An 18518-nucleotide genomic window follows, 5' to 3' on the forward strand; every position below is an offset into this window, starting at 1 on the left:
ATCTTATTGCGCCACTACAACCATTGCTGGCCGTAAGACGCGATCTTTTAGCATATAACCCTTTTGAAGCACTTTGACGACCGTTTCGGGCGTTTGTCCATCTTCGGCTGGCGTGGTTTGCACAGCCTGATGTTTGGTCGGATCAAAGGGTTGGTTTAACGCCTCGATCTCAGTCACATTATTTTGCTTCAGCGCGGCCTGCAAATGATCGTAAACCATCTGTACCCCGTGTTGCAACTTTTTTGCAGCCTCGTCATCAACTTCTGTCGCCAATGCGCGCTCCAAATTATCCAGTTCTGGCACAACATCATGAGCTAACTGCTGCCCGTCATATTTCAATAAGGCAGCGGTTTCTTTTTGCTGTCGCTGCTGAATATTAGCAATTTCAGCCTGCGCCCGTAAAAGTTGATCGTCCTTTTCTTCTAACTGAGCTTGCAAGGTTTCAATGACTTGTTGCGATTTTTTTTCATCGCTCACAGGTTCAGCCTCAATTGGCTTCTTAATGTCTTTTGCACGCGGATCCTTGGCTTTTTTCGCAGCTGCTTCACTTTCAGCAGCAGTTTCATTTTTCTGGTCATCCGTTTGCTGTGATGTTTCAGACAAATGTGCCACCTCCATTCACTAAAAAATTTAATTATTAACTATGAATCTAACTCACCGATCAAGCTCCCGATAGTAATCAAGGAGTTTTGCAGCAAGCTCTTGACGGAAAGCGCCAATTAAACCGATCATTCGTGAATAAGGCATCCGCGTCGGACCCAAAACCGCAATCATACCGCGGCCGTGGGGACCCACATCATACGTCCCGGTCACCAAACTATAGTCCTTCAATAGGTCATTTGTAATCTCATCACCAATTTTAACCCGAACCTGATTATCTGGTGGGCTCAGGACGCTAGCAATATCTGTTGATGTATCAAAGAGTTGATACATCGATTTCAATACTTGTGGGTCTTGATCTGCCGAGAAATTCAATAAATTCAATCGACCTCCAACAAAGAACCGTTCCGTTGCGGCTTGATCGAGGACATGCCCTAAAATCTCCAAAAAACCGGTCGGCGTTTGCAAATACTGCCCGACTTGAGCCGGAATTTGCACCCGCAATTTCTCCATAATCTCCGGTAACTGTAAGCCGACAAGCTGGTCGTTGATTAAGCGCACAACTGCTTCCAGTTGGTCACTGGCAATATTGCGTGGAACCGTAAACGTCTGGTTGGCAACATCACCGTTATCGAGAACCATAATCGCCATGACCTGTCGATTTCCCAAAGGCACTAATCGAAATCCGCTAAGCCGAACATCGGCTTGTTCCGGTTTCAAGGTAAACGCCGTATAAGAAGTTAACTCTGATAACAAATTAGCTGACTCTTCAATAATCTCGTCAATCTTATTAAATGAACCGCCCAACTCGCTTTGAATTAACTGAATATCAGCGCGTTTAACCGCGTCATCACTCACTAAATGGTCAACATAGTAACGATAACCTAGTAAAGAAGGAACCCGACCAGAGGAAGTATGTTCTTTTTGAACATACCCCGCTTCTTCCAAAGCGGCCATTTCATTGCGAATGGTGGCTGAACTCACGTGGATCGGTAAATGGTCACTTAAACCTTTGGATCCGACAGCCGACCCAGTTTCTGTATACTCACGGACAATGGCTTGTAAAATTAATTTTTGTCGATCAGTTAACGTCTTAATCACCTCTTTTAGCACTTGTGCCATTTGAGTGCTAAGAACAATTACTAATATAACAACTTGGTCAAACAAAGTCAAACATAATTTCGCATTCCTAGCAGCGCCTTCCAATCAGCCTAACTCTAGCGAATGGCTCGGTTTACAAGGACTCGCGTACACGTAAAAGGACACCGTCTCAACACTGAGACAATGTCCATTGAAGCCAGTCTACTCACAGCTGCCAACTCATTTTAATTCGTCAAACTTCGCTTGATGCGCAGTGGTTCTGAAGAGCTCCAATCAAATCGTTAATTTAGGACCACCGACTTGATCGATAAATCGTTGGGTGTTAATGACATCCTGATCCAGCTGTTCAACCAGTGCCTCGGCACCGTCAAACTTAACCTGGTCGCGAAGATACCCTCCCCACGCAACTGTCACTTCTTCACCATAAATTTCTTCATTGAAGTCAAGCAGATAAATCTCATCCGTAACTGGTCGATGGGCCCCGAATGTTTCATTGCGGCCGATAGAGGCCATCCCTGCATGCCAATCGGCCCCTACTTTCAGCCAAACCGCATAAATGCCAATCCCGGGTAAACGTTCAACGGCGGGACCTTCGACATTTGCCGTTGGATAACCCAAGGTTCGTCCGCGCGCTTCGCCATGAATAACGATCCCGGTCGTTTGATAAGTGTACCCGAGTAACTCATTGGCATGGGCAACTTGACCGGCGTCAATTAATTCACGAATTCGTGTTGAACTGTCCTTCGCATGATCCATTGAGACCTGCCCGACTTCGACGACCTCAAACCGGTCGCGTGCATACCCTGGTAACTGTGCCATATTAGCCACCGCTTTGCGGCCATAAGTGTGGTCAAACCCAGCCACCACTGCCACTGCGTGTAAGCCAACCATATACTGATCGACGAATGCTTGCGGCGTAAGTGAAGCCAGCTTAGACGTAAAACTGACGCCATACACAATGTCGACACCCAATTGCTTTAACAAGTCCAACTTACGGTCGAAAGTGGATAGGTACCGAAATGACTCAGTTGACGTTTGATACACAATGGACGGGTGATGAGTATAGGTCAACACAGCCAATTTTGCATGACGAGCCGTGGCAATTTCCCGAGCACGCCTGATAACCGTCTGATGACCGAGATGCACGCCATCAAAAAAGCCCATGGCTAAAACAACATCACCAGTGGGAATTTGTTCTGCTCGATAGGGGTGGCGTAAATAGATGACTTCCACGATTTGACACCTTCATTAACAATATTTTTGAATTTCTGTTAAAGATGATTTGAAAACATTTTAAGCGGCTTGGCATGTCGCCGATCATCACTGAGCTGATATAAAGCCTTAATGTGCTGCTGATAACGTACAGATATGATTGGTTGGTCACCAAGAATAGTCGTGGGTAAAAAGCCACCATTCTGAACGATCTGCCATTGTTCATCACTTAATTCAACCACGGGATAATGCGAAAGTGCAACATCAATTGGAAACAAATGCTGCTCAATGCTGTGATCAGCTACCGCGTCGGCAATATCCGCCAATGTCAATGTCTGACTGAGTTCAAATCCACCACTTTTAAGGCGCGTTAGGTCACTCATGACTGCGGCCACCTCAAGCTGTTCACCCAATTGAACCGCCAGTGTGCGGACGTAAGTGCCTTTACCACAACCGATTTCAAAAGGAACCACCTGAGTATGTGCTTGCTCATCAAAGTAGCTCTGCCCAGTTTGCTTAAAATAATCTACATGAACGTGCCGAACTGGGCGTTCCACTTTTTCCCCAGCACGAGCGTATTCATAAAGTTTCCGCCCATGAATTTTGACAGCGGAATACATCGGCGGAACCTGTTCGATGTCGCCAACTAAGGCCCTCATGCCGATCAAAATTTGAGCATCGGTAAACGGTTGCGTGAGTGGCGTTTGCTTCACCACTGCCCCATCCAGGTCTTCGGTTTCCGTTGCATAGCCAAACGTAACTGTCCCACGGTAAACCTTGCCAGAATCCATTAAATATGGCACAACTTTTGTAGCCGCGCCAATACAGATCGGTAACACGCCATCCACATTAGGATCTAATGTACCGGAGTGCCCAATTTTTTTGATATGCAACAGTTTGCGAAGTTTAAACACGACATCATGGCTCGTTAGTCCCCGCGGTTTATTAATGGGCAAAATGCCTTCCATGACTGTAAACCTCACTTTATCAAGTTAAAAAATCGTCCGTTTAACAACCAAACAATTATAACCTAGTGATATGTAAAAAGCGACTGCCTTCAACAGACAGTCGCTTTTCTCGAAAAGATTATTCTCGTCCTTGCTGACGAAGCCCATTGATTAGTTCATCAATGTGACTTCCGTATTGAACTGAACGATCCTGTTCAAACGTAATTTCCGGCGTTTTATAAATACTCAGTCGATGACCAAGTTCGCCACGAATCAAACCGCTGGCCTTAGCTAATCCGGCCGCGGCTTTTTCGTTGTCGCTAGCTTTGTCAGACAAAATACTGTAATACAACGTCGCTTCTTGCAAATCACCTGTGACTGTAACGCCAGTAATGGTCACACCAGTCACTCGTGGATCGCGCACGCGCTTAAGCAGAATATCGGTCACTTCGCGTTGGATCTCTTGTTCTAGACGACCCACACGATAATGTTTATCGGGCATGTTTTCACCGCCTTATCTTACAATCTTATTAGAACCAATGACGATTTATTCAACGGGTACTTCTTTCATGACATAAGCTTCAATGACGTCACCAACTTTGATGTCGTTGTACCCGGTAATTGTCAAACCAAGATCAAAACCAGCTTTAACTTCTTTAACTGAATCCTTGAAGCGCTGCAATGAACCTAGCTTGCCCTCATAAATAACGACACCGTCACGAACTAAGCGAACGCCAGCATCGCGGCTGATGTAGCCTTCCGTAACCATCCCACCGACAACGGTTCCCACTTTGGATACCTTATAGAGTTCACGAACTTCAACTTGTCCCGTCACTTGTTCTTCGTAGACCGGTTCAAGCATCCCTTTCATTGCGGACTCGATTTCATCGATGGCGTTGTAAATTACGTTGTGTAGGCGAATATCGACACCATCACTATCAGCTTGAGACTTCGCTTGAGCGGTTGGTCGAACGTTGAAACCAACAATAATCGCGTTAGAAGCTTCCGCCAAAGTAACGTCACTTTCATTAATTGCACCAACGGCTTGATGAATGATGTTTACCCGAACACCATCAACTTGAATTTTCTGGAATGAATTAGCTAACGCCTCAACGGAACCTTGAACATCCGCCTTAATAATGACGTCAACTTCCTTCATTTCGCCTTCCTTCATGGTATCGAATAAGTTATCCAATGTCACATGGTTGGCATGAGAACGTTCCTCAACCTGTGCACGACTAGCACGCTCTTCACCGGCAGCCCGTGCTGATTTTTCATCAGCAAAGACGACAAATTTGTCACCAGCTTCCGGCACATCATTCATCCCGGTAATTTCAACCGGCGTAGCAGGTGTCGCCTCTTTAACCGCGCGACTGCGATCGTTATTCATGGTTCTGATTCGACCGTAGGTATTCCCGATAACGATTGGATCCCCAATCTTCAGGGTTCCTTCTTGAACCAGCACCGTCGCCACTGGGCCACGTCCCTTGTCAAGGCGAGCTTCAATAACTGAACCCAAAGCCCGCTGATCAGGATCAGCCTTTAATTCCATCAGGTCGGCTTGTAGCAGCACCATGTCGAGCAATTCATCTAAGTTCTTGTCAAACTTAGCTGATATTTCAACAAAGATTGTGTCGCCACCCCAATCTTCAGGAATGAGGTTATACTCCGCTAACTGTTCAATAACGTGGTTCGGGTTCGCCCCTGGTTTGTCGATCTTGTTAACTGCCACGATAATCGGTGTCTTCGCTGCTTGAGCATGGTGAATCGCCTCAATTGTCTGTGGCATCACGCCATCATCAGCAGCAACCACTAAGATCGTAATATCCGTGATATCAGCACCACGGGCCCGCATCGCTGTGAAGGCCGCGTGTCCTGGCGTATCGATAAAGGTAATCTTACGGCCCTTCAGTTCAACTTGGTAGGCCCCAATTTTCTGAGTAATCCCACCTGCTTCACCAGCCGTAATATGAGAATTACGAAGTTGGTCCAGCAGTGTTGTTTTACCATGGTCAACATGTCCCATAATTGTGACAACAGGTGGTCTTGGGACAAGCTTCGTTGGGTCAGTTTTTGCTTGTTCCTCAAAGAATTTATCAATATCTGCAATATCTTCTTGAGGTTTTTCTTCAGCACCAATACCGTAATCTGCCGCTAAAATTTCAATGGTATCTTTATCAAGACTTTGGTTTTGGTTAACCATTACGCCCAGCATAAATAATTTTTTAATAATTTCGGCTGGTTCACGATGCAAAATTTTGCCCAAATCTTGCGCATTCATCCCAACATCGTACATCAAGACTTCTGGTAGTGGCCGTTCTTTACGCGTTGAAACTGGCTTTGGCTGAGAAGTCTGGCGAATCCGCTGATTCTTCTTATTACGCTTCTGATGCTTTTGACCATACTGCTGTTGACCGCCACGACCGCCGCGACGGTTATTGCTGAATCGGCTACTTGGCGCATTACTACCAAACCGATTATTCGAATTATTGGACGAAGTATTTGATCGACCGTTCGTGTTCGTTGGCCGTGAAGAGGATGTTGACGGCCGTGATGACGTATTTTGATTACTTCGATTCGTCGTGGACCGATTATTATTTGTCGGCCGGTTTTGATTTGAATTGCGGTTCTGATTTGTACTACGATTTTGGTTCGAACTACGATTTTGGTTCGAACTGCGATTTTGGTTCGTATTGCGACTCTGGTTCGTTGAATGAGTCTGACCATTGCGATCATTTGGCCGATGTTGACTACTCTGAGCGGATCGGTTTTGACTATTGTGCGACCGATCGCTAGTTGACGTTGCCGGCCGATGTTGACGCGAATCAGTCTGGGTAGTACCACTAGTCGCGTGGCGCTGAGTCGTCTGTGACTGGTTTTGATTTGTCGCTGTTGCACGGCTAGTTTGTGACTGTGGCGCTGTTGAACGTGCTGTCGTCGCTTGAGTAGCAGTTGCCGATTTAACGGTTGCCGTTGTCGAAGCTGCAGCCGTAGATTTGGCCGCTGTTACAACTGACTGTGCCTGACTAGCAACAGTCGACGATTGTGATTTAGCTGGTTGGCTAGTTGCGCTAGCTGCTGATTGTTGTCTTTTACTTGGCCGATTGTTGGCCCGTGGGTTATCTAAATTCAATATACGTCCTTCACCATGCAAATTAGCCCCGTTACGACCAAAATTAGTCCGACGCCGATCTGGTTTCTTTTTATTATTAATCAAATGATGCACAATTTTACGCTTACCAGACTGCGCTTCAGTCTGATTTGCCGTTGCATCGCTACTCGTGGTTTGGGCAGGTTTAACTGCACCACGAATCGTTCTTTCTTGTTCATCTGTTACCGTTGCCATATGGTTGTTAAACGAAAGCCCTTTGTTAGCAGCGGTTGTTAACAGATCCTTGCTTGAAACGTTAAGTTCCTTCGCGAGTTCATAGATTCGCTTATTGGCCATCCTTTCACGCTCCTCATTTAAATTTGTGCTAGCAATTCGCGCATTTTCTTCGCAAAGCCAGCGTCATCAATCCCGATTGCAACTCGTTGCCGACCAGTTGCTTGACTCAGCTGAGCTTCAGTAAAAGCCATGCTGAACGGGATCTCATAGTAACTTGCTTTATCGCTTAGCTTTTTAAGTGAACTAGCCCCCATGTCATTGGCTAACCAAAGTAGGTCTAGCTGCTGTGCTTTAATTGCTGCTAAAACCATGGGTTCACCACTGACAAGTTTGCCAGCTCGCTGAGCCAAGCCCAATAAATTCATCAATTGTTGAGTTGGCGTCATTTGGCTTCATCACCAAACAATAACCGGCGGGCCTGTTGATGATCAACATAAGCAATCAATTCTTCATAAAAATCATCAGGCACTGTAATGCCAAATGCCTTATCCAATGCATGACCTTGTTGTGCCTTTTTAGCAACGTCTACGTCAATACTAACATAGGCACCACGACCATTTTGCTTACCGGTTGGATCAATTGCCAATTCATTCGCTTTATTTTTGACGACCCGGATCAAATTCTTTTTGGGCATCATTTCTCCGGTAACAATGTCTTTACGCATCGGAATCTTTCGTTGATGCATGTCACTACCCCCTTTTAAATCAGTTTAAACAACGTTAACCCTGATTTTAGTCGGTTCACGCAGCTGGTTTAACAACGAGCTGACTAATCATCGTTTTGTTCAGACGGTTCAGGTTGTTCAAAGTCAGGTCGATTGACCTCTTCATCCGTTCCCGCCTCAACATATTCTTGATCGGTTGCACCTTCGAATAGCGTCGCCGCTTCAGTTTCAGATTTAATATCAATCTTAAATCCAGTTAGTTTAGCAGCGAGCCGAGCGTTTTGGCCCCGCTTGCCGATTGCCAATGATAATTGATAATCTGGCACAACTACCGTGCAAGCCCGTTCGTTTTCAGAATCAAACACCACATCAACGACTTCTGCAGGATTAAGTGAATTGGCCACGTATTGAGCGTCATCGGCCATCCATTCCACAATGTCCATGTTCTCACCAGAAAGTTCGTTCACAATAGCTTGAACCCGTTGACCACGTGGTCCCACACAAGTCCCCACTGGGTCCAAATTAGGATCATTAGATTTCACGGCGATCTTTGCTCGATCCCCAGCTTCGCGGGCAATTGACATAATTTCAACAGTTCCATCGTAGATTTCCGGGACTTCTTCTTCAAACAACCGTTTCAATAGTTCCGGATGTGTCCGACTAACAAATACTTGGGGGCCCTTCGCGTTATTTTCAACTCGGGCCACGTATACTTTAATCTTGTCGTGCATCTTATAGGTTTCATTTGGCATCTGATCAGAATTAGCCATCACAGCCTCAACTGTGTTTGAACCACTTCCTAATGTGATGTACAGGTATCGCGTATCCTGACGTTCAACTTCACCAGTCACAACCTCGTCCATATATTGACTATACTCGTCATAGACAAGACTACGTTCAGCTTCGCGCACACGTTGCATAATCACTTGTTTAGCCGTTTGTGCCGCAATTCGGCCAAAGTTCTTGGGGGTTACTTCAAACTTAATTTCATCCCCAATTTCATAAGCCCGATTGATCGCTAGTGCGTCTTGCAAGCTCACCTGTTGCTGACTATCTTCGACGTCTTCCACAACTTTTTTAACGGCGTAAACTTTGATGTCACCCTTGCGCTCATCAAAATTCACTTCAACATTACCAGCCTGATTGTAGTTACGCTTGTAAGCTGACACTAACGCCGCTTCCAATGCTTCAATCACAACTGTTTTTTTAATGCCCTTTTCTTGTTCGAGAGCGTCTAAAGCTCCCACTAACTCTTTACTCATTTCGTCGTACTCCTTTAGCTACGATCACTAATTATAATTACAGTTGGCTAAAATCAATGGCCAAACGTGCACTTGCAATCGCCTTGCGGGTAATTGTCAACGTTTTAGCCACGCCCTTAACACGATAACGCAGCGTTAGCTCATCAGGCGTTAAGTCGGTTAAAGTTCCCTCAAAGACTTTCACCTTATCAATGGGCTGATAAAGCGAAATATGAATATACTGATTAACAGCACTTTCAAAATCCGCTTCTTTTTTTAATGGCCGCTCCGCTCCTGGAGAAGACACTTCAAGATAATAGGCTTGTGGAATGGGATCGGGCTGAGCGGCATCTAATTTCGCGCTCAATTCATCATTGACAAGAACACAGTCATCAATCGTAATTCCACCGGGTTTGTCAATATAAACACGCAGATACCAACTCTTACCTTCTTTGACAAATTCCACGTCTACGAGCTGAAATTGATGCTCGTCAACGATTGGCGTCACAAGTGTCGTGACCGCCTCTGTCACGTTACTCAAATCCGTCACCTCCTTAATTTTGCCCTGAAAAAAGAGCGAGCCGAAATCGGCTCACTCTTAAATTAAGAGTCTTAAATTACAACAAACAGAGTACCATAACAAACGGTAAAAAGCAACCAATACAGCAGTAGGAGCGTGTTCCGATGCCTTGAGGTGCATTTTATGAGTAATAGTTTTACACTTAGCTCAAGTTCAATCTTCCAATTAGTTGTAGAAAGAAGCGTGATTACCGTGTTTAAACCGCACCATATTTCACTGCTAACTGGCAATGCCAACGCGAACGCACACTTTTACATTCAAATTCTTGGCCTACGAATCGTGAAGAACTCAGTTAATCAAGAAGCAACACACATTCGTCACTTATATTATGGTAATAATTTAGGTGAACCAGGAAGTGTGGTTACTTTTTTTGTGCTTGACCAGCTTGGGCACCGCCAAGACGCTAATCATGGTCTAAACGGCATTCGTTTAGGTATTCCGGAACAACAGATCGATTTTTGGTTAAACCGGTTCATGCAATTTAACGTTCCTGTTTCACAAACCCAGGCAGGACTTCATGTCACTGATCCAGATGGCGTTGCCTTAGATTTGATTCCTGTTAATCAGCAGTTAACGGCTAAACAAGTGGTGCCAAATGATGTCCCTGCCAATGCACAGATTACCGGACTTTTAGGCACGACGATTGCGTACGTAGATCCTGTACTCACAGCACATTTCTATCAAGAGTGGCTGGGATTGTCACTTGATCCTTCAAAAACGACAATTCCATTACTTGGGGAACAAGCTGGCCTAGTATTTCAGGCCGCCACTGATCCAGCTCATCGCTCACGTATGGGGCGCGGTAGCGTTGACCACGTTGCCCTCCAAGTCCCCGATTTAAACACCTTATTTGATTATTACCAACGCGCAATTAATTTAGGTGCGAATGTCGAACTATATCGAGATCGTGGTTGGTTCCAAAGCATCTATGTCCGCGATCCTTCGGATAATCGTATCGAGTTGGCCACTATTACCCCGGGGTTTGCGCTCGAAGAACCTGCTGATATCATGGGCCAACAATTGTCCTTGCCGCCACTTTTCGCGGATCAAACAAAAACCATCGCCCAATGGTACGCACAGCGTGGCGTCAAATTTGATGAAGCGGCTCGCTTTGAGCATGGCGGTCAGCCCGTGTCCAACTAAAAGAAGGCATCAGCTGATTACATTGGAAAATCACGCTTGTGTTTAAATACTTTGGGATAAAAGCAAAATCTAAATTTCATTGCCAATCTAAATCCCCCAAACGTCAACACGCGGAATATGAGTCATCCAACTCACATTCCGCGTGTTTATTTTCGTTATCAAGCCAAACGATTACCCCAAAAACAAACGTTTAGAATAAACTCAACTGATTTTCATCTGGCAAATCATCTAACACATGATTTTCCGTTAAATAATCAATAATCGTACCGGAAACTTTCCCTCGTTTACTCAAATCTTCCTTGGACAAAAATGGTTTATCCTCGCGGGCGGCCACAATTTGTTTAGCAACATTGTCACCCAACCCTGGAATGGCATTAAATGGTGCAATCAAAGTATCACCATCAATTAGCCAATTTTGGGCATCAGACCGTTCAACATCAACCATTTTAAAAGTGAAGCCCCGTTCCAACATTTCATTGGCAAGTTCGAGTACGGTTAACAAATTCTTTTCTTTCGTCGAGGCATCATTTCCTTTATCCATAATCGCTTTCATGGCCGTTTTAACCGCGTCTTTTCCCCGTGACATCGCCACTAAGTCAAAGTCATCGGCCCGGACCGAAAAGTAAGCTGCATAATACAATATTGGAAAATATACTTTAAAGTATGCCACTCGCAACGCCATCAAAATATAAGCAGAAGCATGAGCTCGCGGGAACATGTATTTGATTTTAAGACATGAATCAATGTACCACTCTGGCACCTCTGCTTCCCGCATAGCTGCTTGCCATTCATCGGGAATGCCCCGTCCTTTACGTACATGTTCCATAATTTGGAAAGCCATTTCAGAATCCATACCATAGTTGATCAAGTCGGTCATGATGTTATCACGACACCCAATCACGTTGGCGATCGTTGCTGTTCCATTTTTAATGAGTTCTTCGGCGTTACCTAGCCACACATCGGTACCATGAGATAACCCAGAAATTTGTAACAACTGCGAATAGTTTTGGGGATGCGTTTCCTCTAACATGCCCCGCACAAATCGTGTCCCAAACTCGGGAATTCCTAACGTACCTGTTTTACTGAAAATTTGTTCCTCACTGACACCCAGAACCTCGGTACCAGAAAACAATTGCATCACGCCAGGATCATCAGTAGGAATCGTCTTCGGATCGATACCAGATAAGTCTTGCAGCGTCCGAATCATTGTCGGATCATCATGCCCCAAAATATCAATTTTTAAGATATTGTCATGAATTGAATGAAAGTCAAAATGAGTTGTTTTCCATGCAGCACTTTGGTCATCGGCCGGAAATTGAATCGGAGTAAAGTCGTAAATGTCCATGTAATCAGGTACTACGATAATTCCCGCTGGATGTTGTCCGGTCGTTCGCTTAACCCCGGTAGCACCATTGGCTAACCGATCAATTTCAGCCTGCCGATAATTGACTTCATGTTCTCGTTCATATGCCTTCACATAACCGAACGCCGTCTTATCTGCCACTGTCCCAATAGTACCCGCACGATAAACATTCTTCTCACCAAACAAAACTTTCGTGTAATTATGGGCAATTGGTTGATAGTCACCAGAGAAGTTTAAATCAATATCCGGAACTTTATTCCCTTTAAAACCAAGGAAAGTTTCAAAAGGAATATTCTGACCGTTTTTACCTAGTGCAGTCCCACATTTTGGGCAATCTTTATCCGGTAAATCATACCCAGAACTATATTCACCATGAGTGAAGAATTCGCTGTACTTACACTCCGGATTAGGACACAAGTAATGTGGCGGCAGCGGGTTCACCTCAGTAATTCCAGCAAAGGTCGCCACCACAGAAGAACCAACTGAACCACGGGAACCAACTAAATAACCATCCTTATTAGACTTCGCCACAAGACGTTGGGCGATTAGATAGATCACAGAAAATCCATTTCCAATAATGGATTTCAATTCACGATCCACGCGTTTTTGAACTAAATCTGGTAATGGCTTCCCGTATAATTCATGAGCAGTATCCATCGTACGGGATCGAATTTCATCTTCCGCCCCATCCATTCGTGGCGTGTACAGCTTATCCTTCAATGGATGCACATTCTCGACCGAATCGGCAATCTCGTTAGGAGCCTCAACGACTAATCGATGCGCCAACTCATCTCCGAGAAAAGCAAATTCAGTCAACATTTCATTAGTTGAGCGGAAGTGCACGTCGGGAAGCGAATGGCGATTCAACGGATTAGCACCGCCCTGAGAACTGATTAAAATTTTGCGGTAAACCGCGTCATGAGGATCTAAATAATGTGCATCCCCTGTGGCGGCAATTGGCTTGTTCAGTTCATCAGCGATATCAATCAAGGTGCGAATGATTTCTTCTAACTTAGCGTTATCATGAATCAATTCCCCTTCAATCAGCGGCTTGTAAACGGCTTTTGGTTGAACCTCGAGGTAATCATAATATTGTGCTCGTTTTAACGCCTCATCTCTACCTTTTTGCATGGCCGCTTCAAAAACCTCGCCAGCTGAACAGGCAGAACCAACTATTAAACCCTCTCGAAGGCGATTTAATTCACTTCTCGGCACCCGCGGTACCCGATAAAAGTATTTAACATTCGATAATGAAACAAGTTCGAATAAATGTTTTAAGCCTACTTGGTTTTTCGCAATAACAGTCGCATGAAATGGACGTGCGTGTTTGTACGCATCATGATCACTCATGTGCTCATTGAGTTGATCATGAAAGGTGATGCCGTAATTATCTTCGGCTTCCTTGAGAAAGATCATTGCTAAATGCCCAGTGGACTCCGCATCGTAAATTGCTCGATGATGATGCTCCAACGCGACATTAAACCGTTTTGCTAACGTGTTTAATCGATAGCCTTTCAAATCGGGATATAAAAATCGGGCCAATGTCAACGTATCAATGATCGGATTAGTGATTTCCGGCATCTTGTGCCGGACATAGCCGGCGTTCATGAAGCCAACGTCAAAGGTAACGTTATGACCAATTAAAATTGCATCGCCATACCAATCGCGAAAATCGGAAAAAACCTCAGCTTCAGACTTTGAACCGGCTACCATGTCATCGGTGATACTCGTTAGATTTGTTGTCGTATTCGACAGATGAAAGCCGGGGTTGATAAATTGTTCAAATTGTTCAACCACATTGCCATCTTTCATCTTAACGGCAGACAATTCAATGACTTTGTCGTAAATCGCAGATAACCCAGTGGTTTCCACGTCAAACACAACATATTCATGACCTTTTAAAACTTCGTGAGCCTCATTTATTCCAATTGGCTCACCATCATCGACTAAGTTAACCTCTACACCGTACAGCATCTTCAATCCAGCTTTTTCGGCGGCATGAAAAGCGTCAGGAAAGCCTTGAACCCCGCTGTGATCTGTGATTGCAATCGCCTTATGCCCCCACTTTGCGGCTCGATTAACGAAATCAGCAATGTTATTGGTTGCATCCATCGTGCTCATCTGGGTATGCAAATGTAGCTCCACGCGTTTGTCATCTGGTTCATTAGTGTCTTCTGGCTCACTATGCGTGACGACCTGCAAATCATTGGCAATGATTGCTAAATCACGTGAGAAGTTGTCCTCTTGCACTGAGCCACGCACTTTAACCCACGCTTTTTCCGGAATCGCCGCAAAATTGGCTTCATCATCTTCGTTACGCGAAAACTTCTTAACGAGAAACGAAGAAGTGTAGTCCGTAATCTTTAAAGTTAGCAGTTGCCGGCCAGATCGTAGAACCCGAATCTCTTTGGCAAACACGTAGCCTTCAACAACGACACTGCGCTCTTCTTCAGTGATTTCATCCATCCGGGTAATGGCTTCATCTGCTTTAATCTTTCGCCCCATCGTAACCGGTCCTGAAACAGCCGCTGGCGTTCCATGACTCGCTTTATTTTTCGCAATCGCAGCCGTTGCTCGGCTAACCAAAGCCTCGTCTCGTTTGGCCTTTTCAATCTGAAAATCAGCCAGTTGCTGTGCCGAAGCTGCTTCATCAACGATTGTTGCAAACGTCATTTTTGGAAAACCCAGTCGTAAATAAGTTTCCGTTAACTGCGATAACGTCGCTCCATTAAGAAAGTCTGCGATAACTTGATTCGGTGCAATTAGCCTAATTTGTTGGTCAACCAATGTGGGCTGCGGCCCTTCACTGAGTTGGTGCGCAAACGATTCGTTCAGTCCACTGTGACTAACCGCCCACTGCCAGTAGCGATCAACCGCTTCAATATCAATGTCCTGCGAATTTGTCTGAATTTCAAATGAAACCGCGGCAATTTCGTTAAAAGCCTGATTTAATTTTTGCGTGAATGTCATAAACGTTTCAAACGGCAAAATTCGCGCAAAGTGAAAGGCAAAGCTCCATAAATGGCGCTGTTCGTGAACCACTAATTGTGTGATTTCACCATCAGTGAGTCCAGGTAACGTTGTCTGATCGGCTAGATTAAGCTGATCCAATAATTTTTTAAATAATTCTTGTTGATTCAGCGCCACGAATGTGCGGCCTCCCTACTTCATAATTCACAGTGACTCTAAGCGTGACAAAGGGCATTGCCCTAGCCATTTGGCTACGCAATCCCCTTGAATAAAATGCCCAATGTTTCTGTCAGTTCTTCTTTTTTGACTTCAACGGTTTCACCCGTTTTACGCAATTTCACTTCGACAATGCCGTCTACGGCCTTTTTCCCAACCGTAACTCGCAATGGTAATCCGATTAAATCGGAATCAGCAAATTTGACGCCCGCTCGCTCGGTCCGATCATCAACCAGCACTTTGTAACCAGCTTCAGTCAATTGGTCTTCTAGTTCATCAGCTAACAGCCGTTGATCATCATTCTTAATGTTGACTGGAATAATGTGGATATCAAACGGTGCAATCGCTTTCGGCCATGCCAAGCCTGATTCATCAGCAGTTTGTTCAGCAACTGCTGATAATAATCGGCTAACCCCAATCCCATAGGACCCCATGATCACATCGGTCTGCCGTCCATTTTCATCGAGCACTTGTGCGCCTAAAGCTTTTGAATAACGAGTTCCCAGCTTAAAGATATGGCCAATTTCAATACCACGGTTGAACTTCAAGACCCCTTCACCATCCGGCGAAACATCGCCTTCTTGAACGAGGCGAATGTCGGCAAACTCATCGACGGTGAAGTCACGATTCAGATTGGCATTTAAGTAGTGAAAACCATTTTCATTGGCCCCAACTGGCATGTTAACTAAATCCGCTACATCCTGATCAGCGACAACTTTAATCGATTGATCAATTCCGATCGGTCCTAATGAGCCAAAGTCGGCGCCCAAGTATGTTTCCGCCTGCTGAACACTCGCCATCACTAACTCAGTGGCTGATAAGACATTCTTTAACTTAGTCTCATTAACTTCGTGATCACCGCGAATCAAAGCAATCACGGGTTGTTCATCCGCCATGTATAACATCGTCTTTAATAACTTACTTGGTTCTAAGTTAAAGCGCTCAGCCACTTCCTCAATGGTCTTCTCACCAGGAGTCGCCACCTTTTCTAAATCACGTAATTCTTCATGCGATTTTTTAGGAATATAAAGGCTTGTAGCTGTTTCTAAGTTAGCCGCGTAATCGCTGCTATCAGAGTACGCAATCGTGTCTTCTCCGACTGTAGCAATCGCATTAAATTCTCGTGATTCTTTACCGCCCATTGCCCCTGAATCCGCTAAAATCTCTCGATAATCTAAGCCAACGCGATCGAAGACATGACGGTAGGCGGTTTCCATTTGTGCAAAAACGTGGTCTAGGCTTGCCTTATCTGCATGAAATGAATAGACATCAAGCATCATGAATTCTCGACCCCGTAACAACCCATAACGGGGACGATCTTCATCTCGGTATTTTTGTTGAATTTGATACATCACTAATGGCAGACGCTTATACGAATTAACGGTCGCGGCAATGAAGTCCGTAAACGTTTCCTCATGGGTTGGCCCCAAGATCAAATCACGATCGTGTCGATCCTTTAAACGATACATGGTTTGACCGTAAGTGTCATAACGACCTGATTGTCGCCATAAATCAGCTGGCAATAAGGCTGGTGCCAGCATTTCTACCGCATCAATCTTAGTCATTTCCTCACGGATAATCTGTTCCACATTGCGTAACACTTGATAAGCCAATGGCAGATAAGCGTAAACGCCGGCAACAACTGGCCGAATATAGCCTGCCCGTAACATCATCTGATGGCTCAAAGCCTCAGCGTCACTCGGTGTTTCCTTAAGCGTTGGAATTAAAATCTTGCTTTGCTTCATGAACAAATTCTCCTTAGTGATAGAAACTTTCCGTCAGTTGGCTGTTAGGAAAGTTCTGGTAAATTTAATGGACAAAATAGCGCATAATGTCATTCCAGGTGACCAAAATCATCAGAAACATGACTAGCCCGAATCCAACGATCGTCACAATGCCTTCTGTTCGTTGTGAAATCGGCTTGCGGCGAATCGCCTCGATCAGATTGAGCAGTAACTTACCGCCATCCAAAGCCGGAATGGGCAGTAAGTTTACAATGCCTAAGTTTAATGACAAAAAGCCCAACCAATACAGAATACCACTCCACCCAGCCTGCGTGGCTGTGGCGGTATTAGCGTATATTGCAACCGGTCCACCCAGATCGTTGAGACTGAAGTGCATAACCAAATGGCCTAACGCACCAAATAGTAACGTTGTCGTTGACCAAAAGCCACCGAACAGTTTACTGAACAAGCTAGTATCTAGACCGCGCTTAATCCCAATTGTGCGCGTTTTCGTGCCGTTCACCGTCGTGACTTGCGGTTGAATTGAAAGCTGCCTGTGACGACCAGCATGGTTAACGGTTAGATTAATGGCCCCTTTTTTATCAGCCGTGATCGCTGTTGTGACGGCTGTCCACGTCTGGGTCGATTTCCCATTAACGGCAAGCACTCGGTCACCATTGCGGAGACCAGCTCTAGCAGCCGGCGTGTGCGCAATGACACCAGAGATCTGATTACTATTACTAGCGACGCCACCCATGGCAAAGCCCATAATGGCAAAGACCAACCACGCCAAAATAAAGTTATTCAACGGACCAGCGAAGTTCGTTAAAATTCGATGCCATAATGTTGCAGATTGAAATTGAACATCCCTTGGTGCGATGAGTACCTCAGTACCGTCATGTTCAATAATCGTTGCATCATGATCGACTTGGTACCGTTTAATAACCCGCTCGTCACCATTTTCGTAGCCTTCGATAAATAAGTCATCAACAAGGTCTGCGTTGGTCACAATCACTGGAATGCCATTGAACAAGGTCCCTTGATCACTAGTATTAATGCGTGTAACTAGATTATCGCTGCCAACCAGTAAACTCACTGGCGTGCCCGCTTGTAACTCGTCATCCTCATCTTCGGCAGCACCTGCCATTCGCACATAACCACCCAAAGGTAGTAGCCGAATCGTATACAGAGTTCCATTACGTCGCGTCCAAAATAGTTTTGGCCCCATCCCAATAGAAAATTCTCTAACCAAGATACCAGACCGTTTCGCAAAATAAAAATGGCCAAATTCATGCACGACGACTAAAATCCCAAAAACAATGATAAACGCAATAATTGTTTTAACCACGGGCGATGCCCCTTTCTCACA

The 18518-nt window shown here is 45.0% G+C and carries 13 protein-coding genes and 2 pseudogenes; 1 reads left to right on the forward strand and 14 read right to left on the reverse strand.

Annotation, left to right across the window (positions count from 1 at the left end; all coding sequences use genetic code 11):
• Positions 1–3: 3 nt before the first annotated feature.
• The 11 genes and pseudogenes from grpE to rimP form a co-directional block, all read right to left on the reverse strand.
• The gene (gene grpE / locus ACYQ0Y_RS02150) at positions 4–603 is read right to left on the reverse strand and encodes a nucleotide exchange factor GrpE (RefSeq protein ID WP_407882385.1); all 600 of its coding nucleotides are present in this window, start codon (positions 601–603) and stop codon (positions 4–6) included.
• Positions 604–654: 51 nt separating this feature from the next.
• Positions 655–1722 (reverse strand): heat-inducible transcriptional repressor HrcA, encoded by a 1068-nt coding sequence (gene hrcA, locus ACYQ0Y_RS02155; RefSeq protein ID WP_407882386.1) that lies wholly within the window; start codon positions 1720–1722, stop codon positions 655–657.
• A gap of 252 nt (positions 1723–1974) precedes the next feature.
• On the reverse strand, positions 1975–2934 hold the full coding sequence (gene ribF, locus ACYQ0Y_RS02160) for a riboflavin biosynthesis protein RibF (RefSeq protein WP_407882387.1): 960 nt from the start codon (positions 2932–2934) through the stop codon (positions 1975–1977).
• A 38-nt stretch (positions 2935–2972) separates the two neighbouring features.
• Positions 2973–3881 carry a tRNA pseudouridine(55) synthase TruB gene (truB, locus tag ACYQ0Y_RS02165; RefSeq protein ID WP_407882388.1) on the reverse strand — a complete coding sequence of 303 codons (909 nt, stop codon included), beginning with the start codon at positions 3879–3881 and terminating at the stop codon, positions 2973–2975.
• A 118-nt stretch (positions 3882–3999) separates the two neighbouring features.
• Positions 4000–4362 (reverse strand): 30S ribosome-binding factor RbfA, encoded by a 363-nt coding sequence (gene rbfA / locus ACYQ0Y_RS02170; RefSeq protein ID WP_407882389.1) that lies wholly within the window; start codon positions 4360–4362, stop codon positions 4000–4002.
• Between the two features lie 45 nt (positions 4363–4407).
• Positions 4408–6300: pseudogene (gene infB, locus ACYQ0Y_RS02175) on the reverse strand (translation initiation factor IF-2); the annotation flags it as partial.
• Positions 6301–7179: 879 nt separating this feature from the next.
• Positions 7180–7308, reverse strand: a pseudogene (locus tag ACYQ0Y_RS02180) (translation initiation factor IF-2 N-terminal domain-containing protein); the annotation flags it as partial.
• Between the two features lie 17 nt (positions 7309–7325).
• Entirely contained in the window at positions 7326–7634 is a 309-nt protein-coding gene (locus ACYQ0Y_RS02185; RefSeq protein ID WP_407882390.1) for a YlxQ-related RNA-binding protein, read from the reverse strand.
• Positions 7631–7933, reverse strand: coding sequence for an RNase P modulator RnpM (gene rnpM, locus ACYQ0Y_RS02190; protein WP_407882391.1), 303 nt, complete (start codon positions 7931–7933; stop codon positions 7631–7633). The genes ACYQ0Y_RS02185 and rnpM overlap by 4 nt, the downstream gene beginning before the upstream one ends.
• 83 nt (positions 7934–8016) lie before the next feature.
• Complete coding sequence (nusA, locus tag ACYQ0Y_RS02195; RefSeq protein WP_407882392.1) at positions 8017–9174, reverse strand: transcription termination factor NusA; 1158 nt, start codon at positions 9172–9174, stop codon at positions 8017–8019.
• Positions 9175–9211: 37 nt separating this feature from the next.
• Positions 9212–9694, reverse strand: a complete 483-nt coding sequence (gene rimP / locus ACYQ0Y_RS02200) for a ribosome maturation factor RimP (protein WP_407882393.1) — start codon at positions 9692–9694, stop codon at positions 9212–9214.
• A gap of 162 nt (positions 9695–9856) precedes the next feature.
• Here rimP and ACYQ0Y_RS02205 point away from each other — a divergent pair, with 162 nt between their 5' ends.
• The gene (locus ACYQ0Y_RS02205; RefSeq protein ID WP_407882394.1) at positions 9857–10876 is read left to right on the forward strand and encodes a VOC family protein; all 1020 of its coding nucleotides are present in this window, start codon (positions 9857–9859) and stop codon (positions 10874–10876) included.
• A gap of 190 nt (positions 10877–11066) precedes the next feature.
• Here the strand turns inward: ACYQ0Y_RS02205 and ACYQ0Y_RS02210 are convergent, their stop codons facing one another.
• From ACYQ0Y_RS02210 to rseP, 3 genes are all read right to left on the reverse strand, one after another.
• Positions 11067–15386 carry a PolC-type DNA polymerase III gene (locus ACYQ0Y_RS02210; protein ID WP_407882395.1) on the reverse strand — a complete coding sequence of 1440 codons (4320 nt, stop codon included), beginning with the start codon at positions 15384–15386 and terminating at the stop codon, positions 11067–11069.
• A gap of 74 nt (positions 15387–15460) precedes the next feature.
• Positions 15461–17170: a proline--tRNA ligase gene (locus tag ACYQ0Y_RS02215; RefSeq protein WP_407882396.1), complete on the reverse strand. Its 1710-nt coding sequence runs from the start codon at positions 17168–17170 to the stop codon at positions 15461–15463.
• Positions 17171–17234: 64 nt separating this feature from the next.
• Complete coding sequence (rseP, locus tag ACYQ0Y_RS02220) at positions 17235–18497, reverse strand: RIP metalloprotease RseP (protein ID WP_407882397.1); 1263 nt, start codon at positions 18495–18497, stop codon at positions 17235–17237.
• Positions 18498–18518: the final 21 nt, after the last annotated feature.

The sequence above is a fragment of the Furfurilactobacillus curtus genome (assembly GCF_054657915.1).